Here is a 19,220-nt window from a genome sequence, read left to right on the forward strand (position 1 = left end):
ATGGCAGAAAAGACAAAGGGCAGCATCACGTGCTGCCCTTTGATGTATCAGATCAGTTGGCCCAGTACGGGGGCAGACTAGTTGCCTTCCGATCCCCGCAAGTTTTGTGGCGCAAAGATACCATTTGCCCCACCAAACGGGTTGGATGCGGGGGCGGAGCTGTCTGAACCTGCACCATTTTCATCCCCGCCTTCATTCCCGCCTTCATCCCCGCCAAGTGGCCCCAATGATGGCATGGACGGCACTGTTGAGGATGGTGCGCTTTGGGTAGGTGTTGGTGTGTCCAGCGATTGCTGTTCCATCAGCTGTTGCTGCAAGGCGCGCTTTTCTTCAAGGATTTGCGCCGTGCAGGCATTGGAATCATAGTTCTGAATAAACAAAACCGCCCCAATCGCCAGCACCCCTAAAATACCCGCAACCGTGCCCGGATGGGTGGCAACTTTAAGGGCAGGGCGCTCGGCAATGACCAAAGCCCAGCCCTTTGAGTTGTATCGGTTACGAACTTCAAAAATGATCGCCCCAATTAGGGTGATCGAAATGATAATCACCGCAACCGCCGAGATCGATGGATCAAGCCCATAGCGGACCTTTGACGACAACACTGTGGTAAAGGTGCTGCTTGATACGATGGTGAATACAGTGGTGTTGTAGTTTTCAAGCGATGCCAGAAACGCCAAGACGGTGGCCGATCCGATGGCAGGTGCCATGAAAGGCAGCAGCACCTTGACGAACGCCTGTGTCGGCGTGGCCCCCATATCAAGGGCCGCCTCGGTCAGGGTGTGATCAAAGCGCTGAATACGCGATAAAAACACCAGCATCGAATAGGCGGCAATAAACGTCACCTGACCAAAGATCGTCAGAAACGTGCCGTCATAGAAAAAGCTTTCATAAGGCGCGTTAAAAAACGTGCCGATACGATCCCAAAAGATCAGGGTCGACAGACCAATCACCACACCGGGTACCAAGATCGGTGCGATAAAGATGGTGTAAAGTGACGCCCGCAATTTCGGGCCGACTTGCGATAGCATGATCGCGGCGGCAAGGCCGATGGGAATGGCAACAACCACCACACCGATCCCGATGATCAGGGAATTCCCGATGCCTTCGATCAAGGCATCATCCGCAACCAATTTGCCAAACCAATCGGTGGTAAAGCATTCCCATGGGCTGACACGGGGGAAGTTTGACGAATTAAATGCCGTGATCACCATGATGATCAACGGGCCGAACAAATAGGCAAAGAACAGTGTTAGATACAAACCCGGTATCATTGCCTTTGGGGATTTCATCTTCATCGTTTGATCTCCCCGATCGATACCTTAAAGATCCGCATGGTCAGCAGCACAAGGGTAATACAGACCAGCAACAGGATCATGGCGTAGGCCGATCCACGTGGCCAGTTGCCTCCGGAATTGAACCATTGATAGACAAGCTGCGTGAACCAAAGGTTCGATGGCCCGCCAAGGATTTGCGGCGCGGCAAGCGCACCGGATGTCAGCATGAACACCATGGTCATGCCTGATGCGATGCCCGGTTTGGCATAGGGAATGACAACCTTGGCATGAACCTGCCACCAGCTGGCCCCCATGTCTTGGGCGGCTTCGATCTGATTGCTGTCCAAACTTTCAATCGCGTTATAAAGCGGAAAGATCATCAGCAGGATGTAGGCATAAGCCAACCCAGCATAGAGCGCGACGTCTTCGCGGATGAAATCAATCGGACTGTCAAAAAGACCAAGCCCCATGCCGACTTCGTTGATGACACCGGTGCTGCCAAACAAAATGCGAAAGGCAAATGCGCGCAGGATTTCATTGATCCAATAAGGGACAATCAGCGCCAGAACCAAAAGGCGCGCCTTGGCGCCGCTGGATGATTTGGCCAAAATAAACGCCACCGGATAACAGATGATCAGATCAAAAACGGTGACAAAAACTGCAGAAAACAGCGTTTTGAACAAAATACCGATATCAAGCGCGTTAAAGCCGCCCGATGATCCGCCGCCTTGGAAGAAGTATTTAAATTGTTCAATGGTATAGACGTCTTCGGGGCCGCCAATTTTGGCCGGTGGCAAGTTAAAGCGGAACGAATAATCCAACATGGTCAGCTGCGGCAGGATGATGAGTAAGAATACCCAAACACTGACCGCGAGCATCAAATAGATGGCAACCGCCATGCCATTGCGCCGCACGAGGTCGTAAAATAGATCACGCATGAGATCATCCCCCTCGTTATGCGCTGGCCAATTCGCCGGGTTTCAGCGCAATGCCAAGGTTTGGCGCGAAATCAAGTTTGACCGGGGCATTCGCCCGGATGGCGTTTGTCCCGTCATTGATCAACGACAGTTTCAGTTTCTTGCCCTGCGCATCCAGAACGATGTGGCGCATGTTGCCTTCGAATTCTTCGCTGACAAATTTGCTTTCAAATTGATTGATGCCGCTATCATCTTTCGCAAGGTGAAGCGCCTCTGGGCGGACAAACAACTGGCACACATCGCCCGGTGCCAAGGCCGGGCCGCCGGCGGGATGGTTCTCCACCTTGAACGCGGCCCCCAGCCCGGCGTCAATTGTCATCATCTTGCCGTCATTGGTTAACACCGTGCCGTCCATGACGTTGTTTTCGCCAACAAAGGACGCGACAAAGCTGCTGGTGGGGTGATCATAAATCGTACGGCCATTGCCGATCTGTTCGACCTTGCCCTTGTTCATCACGGCAATGCGGTCGGACATGGTTAAGGCTTCGCCCTGATCGTGGGTGATGTAAATGAAAGTCAGGCCGACTTGTTTTTGAATGGCGCGCAGTTCCGTACGCATATGTTGGCGCAGCTTCAAATCAAGGGCCGAAAGCGGTTCATCAAGCAGCAAAATATCGGGCTCCACCGCCAGCGCACGGGCAATCGCCACGCGTTGTTTTTGCCCGCCTGAAAGTTCGCTTACTTTTTTATCGCCTTGTCCCGGAAGGGCGATCAGTTCAAGCAGCTCATCGGCGCGTTTGCGCCGGGTTTTCTTATCAACACCGCGCACTTCGAGCGGGAAGGCAATGTTATCGGCAATGGATCGCAGCGGGAAAAGGGCAAGGTTTTGGAAAATAAGCGCGGTGGGACGTTTGTTGGGGCCGACCCCCTTCATGTCGTTACCACCGATGCGGACCACGCCACGTGTCGGGTCTTGAAATCCGGAAATACAGCGCAGCAACGTTGTTTTGCCGCAGCCAGACGGGCCTAAGAATGAAAAGAACTCGCCACCAGCGATGTTCAGGTTTGCTTTCTGGACGGCGGTGAATTCACCAAATTCGACCCAGACATGCTCAAGCGAAATTTCTTTGGTCATAAACGTACCAACCCCTGAAAATGTCTTTTGCCCTGCGCACCCGGTATCCGGGCGACAGGTCATTGATCCGACAATGAAAAGTAAGGAAGTGGACAGCACGCCACATAAGTCGGACGTGCTGCCCTGATGCCTTCAGCGCCGCTTAGGAGCTGGCACTTTCAAAGCGGTTCGCATATTCGGTACGAATATCGGCGTACCATTGCGGCTCAGACGGCCAAGGGTTGAGGTTATCAAGCGCATCGCCCGGATAGGCATCGGCAAAGTTCATGGCGTAATCTTCGCCAGCATATTTGTCGGCCCCCAGAACGGGCGAGTTATAGCCGTGATGGTCGATTGCCTCACCTGCCAGTTCCGGCATGAAGGCGTATTTGATGAACTCGTAAACCTGTTCGGTATTGGCCGCACCAACCGGCATTGCCATGCCATCGACCCACGCCATCGCACCTTCTTTTGGTGCGCGGTACATGACAGGTTCCCCAGCGGTTTTAAGCGCAAGCGGCGGGCCATCCCATGTTTGGCCGACAATCACGCCTTCGTTCAAGAGGCCGTTTTTCTGGGTGTCGGCATCGTTCCAGATCAGTTTGATGTTGCCTTTGCGCGCAATGCACCATGCCGAAACCTTGTCCCAGACAGGGCGCATGGCTTCTTCGGAACCGTATGCGGCCCACATGGAACCCGGTTCAAGTTCGCCGATGGTTTCCATATAAAGACCGGCACCGAGCATCATCGAATGCGCACGGCCCATGGTTTTACCTGCATTTTCTTCGGCCCAGACATCGCCATAAGACGGGAAAGTCCCATCAGGTTTGAACATGTCGGTCCGCCATGCCATGCCTTCGGTGCCCCAGATGTGCGGCAACCAATACGTATCACCGGCGGTAAAGCCCCAATCGGTGCTGCCGATTTTACCCATGGATGGATTGACGGCCTCAATCTTGATCTTGGTCATGTCGAACGGCTGAAGCAGTTCCAGTGCCTTCCACTGAAGGGCACGGTTGTTGGTCGGCGAAACAATATCAAAGCCGCGACCTTTGGATGCTTTTAGCTTGTTGATGATTTCTTCGTTCGACCCGATACCGGTGTAATTGACCTTAATGCCGGTGGCATCGGTAAAAGATTTAAGGAATGTTTCGGGCAGATAGTCCGACCACATCAGAATGTTGATCTCGCCCGACGAGGCAAGTGCTTTTTTGCTGATGATGGCGGGCATTGCCAACGCGGAACCAGCCGCCAGTGACCCCTTAAGAACTGTACGCCGAGTAACTTTGGGGCCGGAATTGAACTTGGTCATCCGTATGTCTCCTGATAGCCGGGATTTTTTCCCTTTTTTGCGGCGCACCATGCGCCTCCCTGGTGGACATATTCTCCCTGGAGTGACCGCGCTTTAGAGACGGTTCTTATTCCTGCGTTATGTCATTGACAAAATGGTATAACTCCCGGTTACTCTAGTAATAGAGCCACGCGGCAAAAACTATGGTGCCAGCGCTGCTAAATTGTTGCAGTGCCAAATTAAACCGGTGACGGTGTATGCTTGATATCAGACTGGAAGACCCGGCAATCAGCGGTCAGACCCTGCAACAGCAGCTTCATCAGGGGCTGGTTGATGCGATTCTTGAAGGTCGTTTGCCATCCCACGAACCGTTGCCATCAACCCGTGATTTAGCCGCCGCCCTTAAGGTGTCACGCAATACGGTTGTGCTGGTCTATCAGCGGTTGCTTGATGATGGATATTTAACTGCGGTCTGGCGGCGTGGGCATTTCGTCAACGAGCAGTATATTCGCCAGCAACTACGCCTTAGTGTTGATACCCGAACAGCATCGTTATTTTCGCCCCAACGTGATCCGGAATTATGGAACCGCCATTTGCGGTTTCGCCCGTCTGTGGCGCGCAATATCGTCAAACCCGCCAATTGGCGTGATTTTCCCTATCCGTTCATTTATGGGCAGGTGACGGCCGATAAGGCGACCATATCGCGGTGGCGGGATTCCATGCGCCTTGCGGGCAGTTTGGCCCATTCGCAAAGCTGGGTCGGTGATCAGGTCGATGCCGATGATCCGCAACTGCTGGAACAAATCATCACCCGCATTTTGCCCCATCGCGGATTGCGCGCCCATCCCGAACAATTGTTGATCACCATCGGGGCGCAAAATGCCCTGTTTTTGGTGGGCCAATTGCTGGCCGGGCCGGGGCGCACGGTTGGGGTGGAAAATCCGGGATATGTCGATGCGCGCAATATTTTCGGCGCGACCGGTGCCGATATCATGCCGCTTCCGATTGACAGCGAAGGTTTAGCAAATTCCAAACAACTGGCGGATTGCGACATGGTCTATACCACGCCGTCGCACCAATGCCCGACCAGTGTCACCATGTCGCTGGATCGGCGGTTGCAGATTGTTGAACGCGCGCGTGCAGATGATTTTATTCTGGTCGAAGACGATTACGAACATGAACTGAACTATCTTGGCCATCATCGTGCGGCGCTGAAAAGCTATGATAACTCTGGCCATATCATCTATATCGGCAGCCTGACCAAACTGATGTTTCCCGGTCTTCGCATTGGTTACATCCTGGCCGATAGTGAACTGATCAAAGAACTGCGTGCGCTGCGCCGGTTAAATTACCGCCATCCATCCAGTCAGGATCAACGCGCCATGGCCTTGTTCATCGGCGAGGGGCATCTTGATTCCCACCTGCGCCGGACCCGGGATCGCCTGTCGGAAAAATGGCAGATCATGCAAACCGAATTATCACGCCAATTACCCGAAATTCATGTGACGGCCACCACCGGTGGATCGGCGGTCTGGATCGTGCTGCCCGATGGGGTGGATGCATGGTCGGTGCACCGCGAAGCCGCAAGGCGGGGTGTTTTGGTCGAACCGGGGGATGTGCATTACCTTGACGAGGCCAATGCACCGCGTAACCGTTTGCGACTTGGCTTTGCTGCGATTGATAAAAGCCAAATTCCAGCCGGGATCGCCCAATTGCGCGATGCAATTATGGCGGCCATGGCCCAAAAAGACAAAGAGACCGCCGCGCCCTAACGCGCTGCACGGTCCCTTTGCTGGGTGTTATTTTCGCCGACAGGTGAGGCTTGGCGTCTTACGGCTGGCTGCCAAGAACCTTTTGCAGGATGGCCACCATGTCATCGATGTTTTCTTCGGTGCTGACCAAGGCCGGGGCGAAAATGATCGCATCGCCGGTTGCCTTGATATGCAGGCCTTCTTTGAACAGTTCGCGTTGTGCCCAGCTGCCTTTTTCACCGGGCATTGATCCCGGTGTAAGTTGAATGCCCGACATCATGCCATAGCCGCGAAGGTCACTGACATGGGGTAGGTTGCGCAGGCCAAATACGGCATCCAGAAAATGCCCGGACATTGATTTCGCCCGGTCAAACAAACCATCATTGGTATAGATATCAAGCGTGGCAATCCCCGCCGCACAGGCCACCGGATGGGCGGAATAGGTATAGCCATGGAAGAATTCCGGGCGGTCACCCTTGGCGGCTTCGAACACGGCACCTTGAATTTCGGCACTGGTGGCAACCGCACTCATGGGGATGGCGCCATTGGTCAGGGCCTTGGCCATCGTGATCAGATCCGGTTTGACGGCAAATTCCTGCGATGCAAAGGCCGATCCCGTGCGGCCAAAACCGGTGATGACTTCATCAAACACCAGAAGAATGCCGTATTTATCGCAAATCGCACGCAGTTTTTGCAGATAACCGATTGGCGGCACGATGGTGCCAATTGATCCGGCAATCGGTTCGACAAACACCGCCGCAATCGTTTCCGGGCCATAGGTTTTGCAGATTTCTTCCAGATCATCGGCAAGATCGGCATCGGTTTCTGGTTGGCCACGGGTAAAGCGCTGCTCTTCGGTCCAGGTGTGGCGCATATGCACGACATCACAGGTGACACCGGAAAAATCGCGACGGTTATTGACCATTCCGGCCAATGACGTGCCGCCAAGGTTCACACCGTGATAGCCCCACGCACGGGACACAAACCGGGTACGCTGCGCATTTCCGGTGGCACGATGATAGGCAAGGCACATCTTCATTGCGGTATCGACGGCTTCTGATCCGGACCCGGCAAAGAAAACCCGATCGAGCCCATCGGGCAGGATACCAGCAAGCTTTTCGGCCAGTTCAAACGAAACCGGTGCGGCACGTTGGAAATGGGGTGAATAATCGAGTGTCGAAAGCTGCTTATAGACCGCATCGGCGATTTCGGGCCGACCATGACCCGCCGCACAGCAAAACAGACCCGATGAACCATCCAGAATTTCCCGGCCTTCGGGCGTCCAGTATTTGACACCTTCTGCCTTGGCAAACATTTGCGGTTCTTCGCGGAACATGCGGTTATTGGTGAATGGCATCCAATGGTTGGTCATGTTCGGTTTGGAAAGTACGTTCATGGTGGCTCCTGTCGGTATCAACCCGATGAAATTATTCTCCTTGCTTGCTACCGCAGCTCAATTGACACAGCATAGTGCCAGAACGGGACAATATTTGGATCCAGTATTGTTTGTGGTCCCATCGAAAGCGATTTTGTGGCTCTAACAATGATCGGCTGTTTTGGCGTAATGGGTTCTGATGACACGGGAATTTTCCCAAGGGGAACGTAATGGAATTGTTTTTGCCAGGACTGGTTGTTGCGATTGCCGCGTTGTTTCGCGGTGTGACCGGTTTTGGGTTCGCCCTGTTGGCGGCATTGGGCCTGTCATCGATGTTGCCGCCGCAAACGGCAACGCCGATCATTTTGGTGATTGATATTACGATTACGCTTTTGATTTTGCGTGATTTTGATCGGACCAAGGTCGATTGGCGGGCTTGCGCGATCTTGTTGGTGTTTGGCGTGATCGGGGCTGTTATTGGGCCATACGTCGCCGCCGAACTTAGTGACCAACACGCACGCATTGCCACCAATCTGGCGATTGCGGTGGCGGCCCTTGTTGCGATGCTTCACAATCCGCCAAGATGGATGGGGCATTTTATCATCGGTGCGGTTCTGGCCTGTGGCGTTGGTATTTTAATGTCGGGATTTGCGGTTGGCGGGCCATTGGCCGCGGCATGGTTGCTGGCAGGCGGCACACAGGATGTGCGGGTTCGCAATACGCTGGCGATTTATTTCGGCGTGGTGGACGTTTTGGGATTTGTCACCCGGGCCGGGGCAGGGATGCTGCCCGATGATTTCATCATGCAGGTCCTGCCATTGTTGGCGGTGGCGGTTCTGGCCTATTTCCCCGGCGAAATGATTTACCAGCGCATATCATCGATCTTATGGCGGCGGATTTGCGCGATCAGCCTTGTTTTCATCGCCATCGTTGGGTTTGCCCAGACCGTTTTCATCAGCTTCTGACTACCAATGGGCATCATTGCCATCCACCGTAATTTTCGAATTTAACCATCCAACTTCACACACGTCTTTCACGCTTTGACCTATCGGAGAACACCATGACCAAAACAGCACTTATCACCGGCGCAACATCGGGATTTGGCGCGGCCACTGCACGGCGCTTTGTCGCGGAAGGATGGAAAGTGATTGTCACCGGACGTCGGGCCGAACGGCTTGACGCGCTGGTCGCAGAACTTGGTTCGGGCGACAAAGCCCACGCATTGGTCTTTGATGTGCAAGATACCGACGCGATCCAAAAGGCGATTGATGGTCTTCCGGCGGAATTTGCCGACATTGATCTTTTGGTCAATAACGCCGGTCTGGCTTTGGGCACAGGCGCGGCACAAGATTGCGACCTGTCTGACTGGATGACGATGATTGACACCAATACCAAGGGTTTGGTGGCGATGACGCGGATCATGCTTGATAAGCTGATTGCCCGCAAAGGCGCGATTGTTAATCTGGCGTCCATCGCATCAAATTGGCCTTATCCGGGCGGCAATGTCTATGGCGCGACCAAGGCATTTGTGCAGCAGTTTTCACTGGGGCTGCGCTGTGATTTGGCGGGAACTGGCGTTCGGGTTACATCAATTGAACCGGGGCTGTCCGAAAGCGAATTTACCCTGGTGCGGACCGGCGGCAACAAAGAAGCCTATGACAAGCTTTATGGCGGTGCCGATCCATTGCAACCCGAAGACATCGCCGAAAGCATTTTCTGGGTCGCGACCCTTCCGGCGCATGTGAATATTAATTCGCTTGAGGTTATGCCGGTCAGCCAAAGCTGGTCGCCCTTTGCCATTCATCGCAAGGAAAGCTAAGCGGCGCGGTTACGTCTTTGGCGGTTTATTGGATTGATTCTAAGCCGGGCTGCATGTTGTGGCCCGGCTTTGTTTTTGTGCCGGGATAATGTTTGCGAAGATTACCCGCGCGCAGGTTTTGCTTTTCCATCGCGGCTGAACTAAGCTTTTACAAAATAAAAGTTATGTATCAGCGGAGAAGCATCGATGAGATCGACCGCATTGGATGAAACCAATGGCGCAAAGCCGCCCGCGGGCAATGATGACAGTTTCGCTGGGCCGGGGCCGGAGTTTGGTCCGTGGTTGGAAAAGGCATCGATACTGGTTGTCGATGACGAACCGGGCATGCGCAACTTTTTGGTCCGCACCCTTGGCGCACGTGCCAAACGCGTCGAGGAAGCCGCCGATTGCGAAGAAGCGACCAAGAAGCTTGATGAACATCATTTTGATGTCGTGATCTTAGACAACATCATGCCGGGCAAAAGCGGTGTTGAATGGCTGACCGAGCAACGCGAAATCGGCTTTTTCTCTGACGCGATTTTGATGACCGCCTATGCCGATCTCGATACCGCGATTAAGGCGTTGCGCGCGGGTGCGGTGGATTTTGTTTTAAAACCATTTCGATCCAACCAGATCCTGAACGCGGTTGCGCGGTGTTTGGACCGGATGCGGTTGCGCCGTGAAAACCATGTGTTGCGCCATGAATTGCGCGCAACGTCCGATCACGTGTTGCTGCGTGATGAGCTGATTGGCTATTCCCCGCAAATTCAGGAAATCCGCGAAACCATTGCCCGTGTGGCACCGCTGCCAACTTCGATCCTGATTTCCGGGCAAAGCGGTACGGGCAAGGAAGTTACCGCCCGTTCGTTGCATGCATTATCGGATCGCGCGGAAAAGCCGTTCGTGCCGATCAACTGTGCCGCCATTCCGTCTGAGATGATCGAAGCCGAATTGTTTGGCCATGTCAAAGGCGCGTTTACCGGCGCGCAATCCACACGAGATGGTCTTTTCATGCATGCGCAGGGCGGAACCCTGTTTTTGGATGAGGTCGGCGAATTGTCGCTTGCCACCCAAAGCAAGCTTTTGCGCGCGATCGAAAGCCGCCGTATCCGCCCTGTTGGGGCAGAGCGCGAAGCACCGGTCGATTTGCGGTTTGTCTTTGCCACCAATGCCGATCTTGAGGCGGAAGTCGAAGCCGGGCGGTTCCGAGCGGATCTGTTTTACCGCATCAATGTCATGCATATCGAAATGCCACCGCTTCATGAACGCGGTGATGATGTGTTGGAACTTGCCAATCTGTTTATGGACAAATTGTCCAAACAGCTTGCCGTGCGCCAAGTCCCGATGGATGGGGCGGTGCGCGCCGGGCTGACGCGCTATGGCTGGCCGGGGAATGTGCGTGAATTGCGCAACTTGATCGAACGGACCTTGATCCTTGGCCGGTTCCCCGATGAGTTTCGCGACGATCGCGCCGAACAAGGCGCGCAAGGGGATGGCGACGAAACGCTTGATGAAATGGAACGGCGTCACATTTTGGCGATGCTGCATAAAACCGGGGGCAATCGCAATGAAGCATCCCGGCGACTTGGCGTGTCGCGCAAAACAATTGATCGCAAATGCGCAAGCTGGGATCTTTGATGAAGCCGTTTGGTCACTCGGCCTCGGCGCGTCCAAAACGTACACGCTCGGTACGCTTTAAGCTGCTGGCGATTGCGTTGTTGCCGACTTTGGTGATTTTGCCATTGTTGCTTGGCGTGATGATGGTGCGGTGGAATTCAAAGTTTGACGCCCTTCTGACATCCAAGGTCAGTGGTGACCTGACGATTGCGCGGCAGTACTTCACCCATATTCTTGAAAATACCGGCGAACAAATCCAATCATTGGGGCAATCGGTTGCCTTTCGCACGGTTTTGACCGCAGGCGACCCGGATGGCGTCAGTCAATTGCTTGCGCGCCGCCAGCAGGATATGGGGCTAGATTTCCTGTATCTGATCGATGGTGCGTCTGAGGGTACGAAAAACGGGGCAGATGGCACGTCGCATTGGCCGGTTATTACATCGGCGCTTGCCGGGCGGTCATCGACCAATATCGATATTTTCAGCAATGCCGATCTTGGCAAAATATCACCCGATTTGGCAAAACGTGCGCGCATTGATTTGGTCGAAACGCCCAATGCGCCCGCCACCACCCGCGATGCCGAAACGCGGGGCATGGTTGTCCATTCTGCCAGTCACATTGATCTGCCTGATGGTGGGGACGGGGTTTTGGTCGGCGGTATTTTGCTTAATCAGAATTTGGCGTTTATCGATACGATCAACGATCTTGTTTACCGCCAAAGCAGCCTGCCCGAAGGCAGTCAGGGGACGGCGACCCTGTTCCTAGATGATGTGCGGATCAGCACCAATGTTCGTCTGTTTGCCGAACGCCGTGCCTTGGGTACGCGGGTTTCTGACGTGGTGCATCAAGCCGTCCTAGAAGACGGCAAGGTCTGGCTGGATCGGGCGTTTGTGGTCAATGACTGGTACATATCGGCTTATGAACCGATCAAGGACAGCTTTGGCAAGCGGGTCGGGATGCTTTATGTCGGGTTCCTTGAGGCACCTTTTGCGCAGACCAAATTTGAAACGCTGCTGATTATCATTGGGGCGTTTTTGTTTGTCGCGGTGTTGTCCGTTCCGATCTTCTTGCGCTGGGCACGGGGGATTTTCAAACCGCTGGAACGCATGACAAACACCATTGGTCGGGTGGAAGCCGGCGATTTTTCGGCACGGACCAACCTACATCAGGTGCAGGACGAAATTTCTTTGGTCGCAGAGCATCTTGATGATTTGCTTGATCAGGTGCAGGAACGCGATAAACGCCTGCGGGCATGGAATGATCAACTGAATGCAAGGGTCGATGCACGCACACGCGAGCTTCGCGAAGCCAACCAGCAACTAGAAGCCACCACCAAACAACTGATTATGTCCGAAAAGCTGGCGGCAATTGGTGAAATTACCGCCGGTGTGGCGCATGAAATCAACAATCCGGTTGCCGTGCTTCAGGGGAATTTGGACCTGTTGCGTGATTTGATGGGCGAACATGGCAAGATCGCCGCGACCGAGTTCCGCCTGATTGACGAGCAAGTCAATCGCATCAACCTGATCGTCACCAAGCTTTTGCAATTTGCCAAACCCGAAGAATATGCAGGGTTCGTCGAACGTCATGTGGTCGGACAGGTGATCGATGATTGCCTGCCCCTTGTTCAGCATTTGTTGGGCAAGGCCGACATTGAAGTCATCCGAAACAGCACAGCCGCCCGTTTGGTGTTGATGAACCGTACTGAATTACAACAGGTTCTGGTCAATTTGATGGTCAATGCCCTGCATGCCATGCCCCAAAACGGCCAATTGACCCTGATGGATGCCGATGTTGATCTTGACGGCAAGCCGGGCATCGAAATCACGGTGCGCGATACCGGCACGGGGATTGAGGCCGACGCGCTAAATCGGATTTTCGATCCGTTCTATACCACCAAACGCCGGGAGGGGACCGGCCTTGGCTTGTCGATCAGCAAAACCTTGATTGATCGACAAGGCGGGCAGATGCGCGTGGAAAGCACGCCCGGCGAAGGCACCACATTTACCATCTGGCTGCCCGAAGCAGATTAAGCACAACCCGCTTTGGTGCCAGACGGATTTTATGTGTCGATAAGCGACAAGCTCATTGCGGGGCGTGGGTTTAGCTTTCGCCGCGCAACCATTCCTTTTTCAGGATGGCATATTGATAGGTGTTTTCGTATTTCGGCGTGCCGTCCGGGTTGTTGATAAAGGAAATAAATTCCACAAAGCAGCCTTCTTTGCGCATCCCAAGTTTTTCGCACAGCTTTTGTGAATTGAAATTGTCTTCCTCGACATAGGCATGAAGCCGCCGTGCGTCGCGTTGGGTAAACAAATACTTGAACAACGCACGCGCACTTTCAGTGGCGTATCCCTTGCCTTGCACCTTTTCGTTGAAGTTCCATCCCACGGAATAGCTATCAGCTTGCTGCTTATCATCTTGATGGAGCATCAGCTCACCAATCAACGCGCCTGTATCTTTGAGGCATACGGCAAGATAAGACACATCGTCTGCGCGCTTTTTGGCTTTTTCCTTGGCCTGGGCCAATGTTGTGACTTTATCGCACATAAAGCAATTTACCCGCGGGTTCGAGATATACTCAAACAGCTCGGCGGCATCGTCTTCTTCAAAGCGCCTGATAATCAATCGATCGGTCACGATGTGGGGCATGGGATCCTTCGTTTCTGGGGCTGTCGTCAAAATACGCGCATCTGATCTTAAGGGCGTTAAAGCCAGAATGAAAATGTTATCGCCGCCAGGGTGATCCGCTTCACCGTTTGGGCTTTCGCGTTGAAATTGCTGCATGTGCGAGTGGACATTTTGTCCAACTGCACTTTTTTCTAATTCAAATGTTTGGACATTTTGTCCCGGCGCGTGCGGTGCAGCACGATGGTCCCCCGTGTAAAAATGACAGAAAATCAATCAAAACGCGCAATGGCATGGCGATTGCTGCCGTCATAGTCGGACGTCTGCCCCTGTTTGCTGTGCACCATTGCACCAAACATGATGGTTCAGGCGCAACGGAAGTTATTAAGACCGGGAGGGGATAACTTTATGTTTGATCGGCTCAAGAAAGAACACATCGTCGCAGGCGATGATTTTAACCGCTGGAAAGTGCCGCCAGCATCCATCGCCATTCATCTATGCATCGGTTCTGTATATGCCTGGAGTATCTTTAACCCGCCTTTGATCAAGGAATTTGGCGTGGTTGCAGCAAGCTCGGGCGATTGGGGTTTGCAGTCCGTTGTCTGGATTTTCTCTGTTGCCATTGTGTTTCTTGGTCTTGCCGCGGCATTTGGCGGCAAATGGCTTGAAGAAGTCGGTCCACGCATGGTCGGCGTTGTCGCCGCATTCTGCTGGGGCGGGGGCTTTATCATTGGCGGGCTTGGCATTGCTGCCCACCAACTTTGGCTGGTTTATCTTGGATATGGTGTGATTGGTGGCTGCGGGCTTGGCCTTGGCTATGTTTCACCGGTCTCAACCCTGATCCGTTGGTTCCCGGATCGGCGCGGCATGGCAACCGGCATGGCCATTATGGGCTTTGGCGGTGGTGCGATGATCGCAACCCCGATCAAGGAAAGCCTGCTGTCGGTGTTCTATAAGGTGCCTGATTATCTCGGCCCGGAAAGTGCTGTAAACCTTGTCACCGAAGGCGGCAAGCGCATGGCAGAAGTCGGCGGCCAGATGGTTGAAGTCGTGGTTGCCGGTGCCGCACAGGTGGCAGCAGCCCCCGTGCCGATCGAAGAAGGTGTTTATGTTGCCGGAACCGGTGATACCGGTGCGGCTGCGACCTTCTTTACCCTTGGTGTTGCGTATTTCATCGTCATGATTATTGCATCCTTCTCGTACCGTGTGCCACGTGAAGGCTGGCTGCCGGCTGGCTGGACGCCGCCGACCGCGGATGCCGCATCCAAACGCATGATCACGCATAACAACGTTCACATTGATCAGGCGCTTAAAACCCCGCAGTTCTATCTGCTGTGGATTGTGCTGTGCTTTAACGTGACGGCGGGCATCGGTGTGATTGGTGTTGCCAAAACCATGATGTTTGAAATCTTTGGCACAACCTTGCCGCTGGTGGTCAACTCGGCCTTTGCGGCGACCTATGTGTTTATGATTTCGGTCTTTAACATGTGTGGCCGGTTCTTCTGGGCATCTATTTCGGACTATATCGGGCGTAAGAACACCTACTATTGCTTCTTTATTCTCGGTATTGCGCTTTACCTGTCTATTCCGTTCTCGGCCGAACAGGTCAGCATCAATCCGGCTGTCACCTATCTTGTGATGTTCTATGCCGCGACCATGATCATCTTCACGATGTATGGCGGTGGCTTTGCAACCATTCCGGCCTATCTTGCGGATATTTTTGGCACCAAATATGTCGGTGGCATCCACGGTCGTCTTCTGACCGCATGGAGTACTGCTGGTGTTCTTGGTCCTTTGGCGATTACGCAGTTGCGTCAAAGCTCGGTCACCAGTTCGATTAAGGATCTGGCAGCCAAAATTGACCCGGCGGCGTTCCAAGCCAAATTTGGTGCGGGTATCGACCAGCTTGACCAGTTGGTGGCGGCAAAAACCGTGACCATTGGTCGTCTGATGGAAATCGCACCGGCTGGTACGGTCGATCCGACGTCCAGTCTGTATAACACCACCATGTATGCCATGGCGGCCCTGCTGGCGATTGCGTTGATTGCCAACAAACTGGTCCGTCCGATTCATGACAAGCATTACATGGAAACACAAGAAAGCGGTTCTGGCGCCAAAGCAGCGTCCGAAGCGTAATCAGGCCCCGGGAACCGACCGCTTTTATCGGTGGTCGGTTCCGTCGGGTTGGTGACATATGTTTACCAATCCGCGCCCTGTTGCAGGAATAACCTTTTTGTTCGTAGGGACAATCGGTTATCCTGCAGCAACGCAAAAAGATTACACCATCTCGCTGTCCGGTCCTGTCCAACAGCATTCCCAGACAGCAGACAAAGTCACAAAGCGCATCGCGTTACGCGGTGCCGGATACAAAATGATCGATAAACTCGAAATGTTTATGGTGCTCGCCCGCGAGCAACATTTTGGCCATGCCGCCGAACATTGCGGTGTGACGCAACCAACTCTGTCTAGTGCATTGCGCCAGCTTGAAGACCATCTTGGTGTCGTGCTGGTCAAACGTGGATCGCGCTATCAGGGACTAACCCCCGAAGGCGAACGTGTTCTTGAATGGGCACGCCATATTGTCGGCAGTACCCGATCCATGCGCGATGAAATGCGCGCCATGCGCTTTGGCCTGACCGGGCAGGTGCAGATTGCGGTGATCCCGACGGCCCTTTCGATGGTTCATGAACTCACCACGCCGTTTCGCGAAAAGCATCCCGATGTGACCTTTGCGGTGCTCTCGCGGACATCAACCGAAATTCAGTCCTTGCTTGATAACCTGCAAATCGATGCGGGGATTACCTATATTGATAATGAACCGCTGGGGCGGGTGACATCAATTCCGCTTTATCAGGAACGGTATCATCTGGTGACGTCAAACTTGGATGACTTTGCCGACTGCGACAGCATCACTTGGCAAGAAGCCGCCCAATTGCCGCTGTGTTTGTTGACCCCGGATATGCAAAACCGCCGGATCATTGATCAGCACCTTGATGCCGCCGGGGCCAAAGTCAGCGCGACGTTGGAAAGTGATTCGATGATTGCCCTGTTTACCCACGTTCAGACCGGAAATTGGGCAAGCATCATGCCCGAAAAAATGGTCGAAAGTTTTGGGATGCGCGACCGGGTTAAATCCATGCCGATCATTGAACCCGATGCGACACATACGGTCGGACTGATCGCCGCCAAACGCGAACCCGCGACGCCGGTTGTGTCGGCCCTGTTAAAAGAAGCCAAGCTGTTTTCCGACCGCGAACCGACCCAAAAGCCGGTTTGAAATCAAATTGAACCCGTTTGATAGGTTTACGCTATCGCGTAACGGGATGGCTTTATTGAACACCCGGTGTGTTTGACCGACACTAATAAAAATAACAAACCAAAAGAACAAAGAATTCAATAGACTGCTAAGTGAGAGAGGCTTGCATGTCGACTAATACCGAGGAACACAGCGTCCGCGTTGAGGCTATTTGTGACCGTATGGCGGCCCTTGAAGGTCCGCTTTTGCCGATCCTGCATGAAGTGCAGGAAGAGTTCGGCCATATTCCCGAAGGCGCGCTTCAGACGATATCCAAGAAACTCAATCTCAGCCGGGCCGAAGTCCACGGGGTTGCCAGTTTTTATCATGACTTCCGCGAAGAAAAAGCAGGCAAGCATGTGATTAAAATCTGTCGGGCGGAAGCCTGTCAGTCGATGGGGGCCGATGATCTTGGCGATCATGCGCGTCACCGTTTGAAAGTCGATTGGGCGCAAACCACCAACGATGAAAAAGTCACCCTTGAAGCTGTGTTCTGTCTTGGCCTATGTGCCTGCGCACCGGCTGCCATGGTCGATGGCAAGGTTGTTGGTCGACTTAACAAAGACCGCATCAACCAAATTCTTGATGAGGTGGCATCATGAGCATCAAGGTTTACGTCCCGATTGATTCCGGTTCTGTTGCGCTGGGTGCGGATGATGTGGCAACCGCAATTGCCAAAAAGGCCGAAAGCACCGGGGCCGACGTTAAAGTCGTTCGTAACGGTTCGTTTGGCATGTATTGGCTTGAACCGATGGTCGAAGTCGAAACCGATCACGGTCGTGTTGCCTATGGCCCGGTAAGCGCCGATGATGTCGATACCCTGTTTGCATCTGATTTTCTGACCGGTGGGGAGCATAAGCTTTATCTTGGCCGGACAGAAAACATTCCATTCCTTAAAAGTCAGACACGCCTGACCTTCCAGCGTTGTGGCTTTATCGATCCGGTGTCGCTGGAAGATTACCGCAAATATGATGGCCTGACCGGGCTTGAAAATGCGCTTAAAATGACCGACGAGGAAATCGTCACGGCGGTCACTGATAGTGGCCTTCGCGGGCGCGGTGGGGCTGGTTTCCCTACGGGCATTAAATGGAAAACGGTGCGCGAAGCACCTGCTGATCAGAAATACATTGTCTGTAACGCCGATGAAGGCGACAGCGGCACCTTTGCCGATCGCATGATCATGGAAGGCGAGCCATTTGTTCTGATCGAAGGCATGATCATTGCAGGTTTGGCGACCGGCGCGACCAAGGGATATGTCTATACCCGGTCGGAATATCCGGCCGCCATTCGCATCATGAACGAGGCCATCGAAGTCGCCCGTGCTGCGGGTGTTCTTGGCGATAACATCCTTGGTTCTGGCAAGGTGTTTGACATGGAAGTCCGCATGGGTGCGGGCGCCTATGTCTGTGGCGAGGAAACATCGCTTCTAAATAGTATGGAAGGCAAACGCGGCGTTGTCCGTGCCAAGCCACCATTGCCCGCCCTTGAAGGTTTCCTTGGCCGCCCGACGGTTGTTAATAATGTTATCTCGCTTTGTTCGGTGCCGGTGATCCTTGAAAAGGGGGCGCAATATTACCGTGATTTCGGTATGGGCCGGTCCCGCGGGACCATTCCCATTCAGATTGCAGGCAACGTTAAACATGGCGGTCTTTACGAGGTTGGCTTTGGCCTGACCCTTGGCGAGATTGTCGAACAGATCGGCGGCGGCACAGCCAGTGGTCGACCGGTAAAGGCCGTTCAGGTTGGTGGTCCGTTGGGGGCGTATTTCCCCAAGGAAATGTTCGATACGCCGTTTGATTACGAAGAATTTGCCAAGCGTGATGGGTTGATTGGGCATGCCGGTGTTGTTGTGTTTGACGACACGGTTGATCTGATGAAGCAGGCCCGTTTTGCCATGGAATTCTGCGCGATTGAATCGTGTGGCAAATGTACGCCATGTCGTATCGGATCGATCCGGGGGACCGAAGTTGTCGATAAACTGGCACGCGGTGAAGACCCTGACTTGCAGATCGAATTGCTGACCGATCTTTGTGAAACCATGAAGTTTGGTTCGTTGTGCGCCCTGGGCGGCTTTACCCCGTATCCGGTGATGAGCGCACTGACCCATTTCCCTGATGATTTCAAGCCACGTGCGCTTGACGTAGCCGCGGAGTGAGAACG

General features: G+C 53.6%; 15 protein-coding genes. 9 read left to right on the top strand and 6 right to left on the bottom strand.

From position 1 onward, the window contains the following. Nucleotides 1-77: 77 nt before the first annotated feature. The 4 genes from HCZ99_RS15290 to HCZ99_RS15305 form a co-directional block, all read right to left on the bottom strand. On the bottom strand, nucleotides 78-1,295 hold the full coding sequence (locus HCZ99_RS15290) for an ABC transporter permease (RefSeq protein ID WP_167447899.1): 1,218 nt from the start codon (nucleotides 1,293-1,295) through the stop codon (nucleotides 78-80). Then, entirely contained in the window at nucleotides 1,292-2,212 is a 921-nt protein-coding gene (locus HCZ99_RS15295; RefSeq protein ID WP_167447900.1) for an ABC transporter permease, read from the bottom strand. The genes HCZ99_RS15290 and HCZ99_RS15295 overlap by 4 nt, the downstream gene beginning before the upstream one ends. Nucleotides 2,213-2,228: 16 nt before the next feature. Beyond that, nucleotides 2,229-3,326 (bottom strand): ABC transporter ATP-binding protein, encoded by a 1,098-nt coding sequence (locus tag HCZ99_RS15300; protein WP_167447901.1) that lies wholly within the window; start codon nucleotides 3,324-3,326, stop codon nucleotides 2,229-2,231. Nucleotides 3,327-3,468: 142 nt separating this feature from the next. After that, complete coding sequence (locus tag HCZ99_RS15305) at nucleotides 3,469-4,617, bottom strand: substrate-binding domain-containing protein (RefSeq protein ID WP_167447902.1); 1,149 nt, start codon at nucleotides 4,615-4,617, stop codon at nucleotides 3,469-3,471. 236 nt (nucleotides 4,618-4,853) lie between these two features. Here HCZ99_RS15305 and HCZ99_RS15310 point away from each other — a divergent pair, with 236 nt between their 5' ends. Then, nucleotides 4,854-6,368 (top strand): PLP-dependent aminotransferase family protein, encoded by a 1,515-nt coding sequence (locus HCZ99_RS15310; protein WP_167447903.1) that lies wholly within the window; start codon nucleotides 4,854-4,856, stop codon nucleotides 6,366-6,368. 58 nt (nucleotides 6,369-6,426) lie between these two features. Here the strand turns inward: HCZ99_RS15310 and HCZ99_RS15315 are convergent, their stop codons facing one another. Continuing rightward, the gene (locus HCZ99_RS15315; protein ID WP_167447904.1) at nucleotides 6,427-7,743 is read right to left on the bottom strand and encodes an aminotransferase class III-fold pyridoxal phosphate-dependent enzyme; all 1,317 of its coding nucleotides are present in this window, start codon (nucleotides 7,741-7,743) and stop codon (nucleotides 6,427-6,429) included. A gap of 209 nt (nucleotides 7,744-7,952) precedes the next feature. Here HCZ99_RS15315 and HCZ99_RS15320 point away from each other — a divergent pair, with 209 nt between their 5' ends. From HCZ99_RS15320 to HCZ99_RS15335, 4 genes are all read left to right on the top strand, one after another. Beyond that, nucleotides 7,953-8,687 (top strand): sulfite exporter TauE/SafE family protein, encoded by a 735-nt coding sequence (locus tag HCZ99_RS15320; protein WP_167447905.1) that lies wholly within the window; start codon nucleotides 7,953-7,955, stop codon nucleotides 8,685-8,687. Nucleotides 8,688-8,782: 95 nt separating this feature from the next. Further along, complete coding sequence (locus HCZ99_RS15325; RefSeq protein ID WP_167447906.1) at nucleotides 8,783-9,541, top strand: SDR family oxidoreductase; 759 nt, start codon at nucleotides 8,783-8,785, stop codon at nucleotides 9,539-9,541. A 186-nt stretch (nucleotides 9,542-9,727) separates the two neighbouring features. Beyond that, complete coding sequence (locus HCZ99_RS15330; protein ID WP_167447907.1) at nucleotides 9,728-11,158, top strand: sigma-54-dependent transcriptional regulator; 1,431 nt, start codon at nucleotides 9,728-9,730, stop codon at nucleotides 11,156-11,158. Beyond that, on the top strand, nucleotides 11,158-13,170 hold the full coding sequence (locus tag HCZ99_RS15335; protein ID WP_167447908.1) for a sensor histidine kinase: 2,013 nt from the start codon (nucleotides 11,158-11,160) through the stop codon (nucleotides 13,168-13,170). The genes HCZ99_RS15330 and HCZ99_RS15335 overlap by 1 nt, the downstream gene beginning before the upstream one ends. 70 nt (nucleotides 13,171-13,240) lie before the next feature. Here HCZ99_RS15335 and HCZ99_RS15340 read toward each other — a convergent pair whose 3' ends face one another. Further along, nucleotides 13,241-13,789: a GNAT family N-acetyltransferase gene (locus tag HCZ99_RS15340; protein WP_167447909.1), complete on the bottom strand. Its 549-nt coding sequence runs from the start codon at nucleotides 13,787-13,789 to the stop codon at nucleotides 13,241-13,243. Nucleotides 13,790-14,173: 384 nt separating this feature from the next. Here HCZ99_RS15340 and HCZ99_RS15345 point away from each other — a divergent pair, with 384 nt between their 5' ends. The 4 genes from HCZ99_RS15345 (at nucleotide 14,174) to HCZ99_RS15360 (ending at nucleotide 19,215) form a co-directional block, all read left to right on the top strand. Beyond that, complete coding sequence (locus HCZ99_RS15345) at nucleotides 14,174-15,901, top strand: OFA family MFS transporter (RefSeq protein WP_167447910.1); 1,728 nt, start codon at nucleotides 14,174-14,176, stop codon at nucleotides 15,899-15,901. 235 nt (nucleotides 15,902-16,136) lie between these two features. After that, nucleotides 16,137-17,042, top strand: a complete 906-nt coding sequence (locus HCZ99_RS15350) for a LysR family transcriptional regulator (RefSeq protein ID WP_167447911.1) — start codon at nucleotides 16,137-16,139, stop codon at nucleotides 17,040-17,042. 146 nt (nucleotides 17,043-17,188) lie between these two features. Beyond that, a complete protein-coding gene (locus tag HCZ99_RS15355; RefSeq protein WP_167447912.1) occupies nucleotides 17,189-17,662 on the top strand; it encodes a formate dehydrogenase subunit gamma in 474 nt (157 codons plus the stop codon). Next, nucleotides 17,659-19,215, top strand: a complete 1,557-nt coding sequence (locus tag HCZ99_RS15360) for a formate dehydrogenase beta subunit (protein WP_167447913.1) — start codon at nucleotides 17,659-17,661, stop codon at nucleotides 19,213-19,215. Before HCZ99_RS15355 ends, HCZ99_RS15360 begins: the two co-directional genes overlap by 4 nt. Nucleotides 19,216-19,220 lie beyond the last annotated feature (5 nt).

The sequence above is a fragment of the Thalassospira lucentensis genome, from assembly GCF_011806425.1.
In the GTDB taxonomy this organism is placed as follows: domain Bacteria; phylum Pseudomonadota; class Alphaproteobacteria; order Rhodospirillales; family Thalassospiraceae; genus Thalassospira; species Thalassospira lucentensis_B.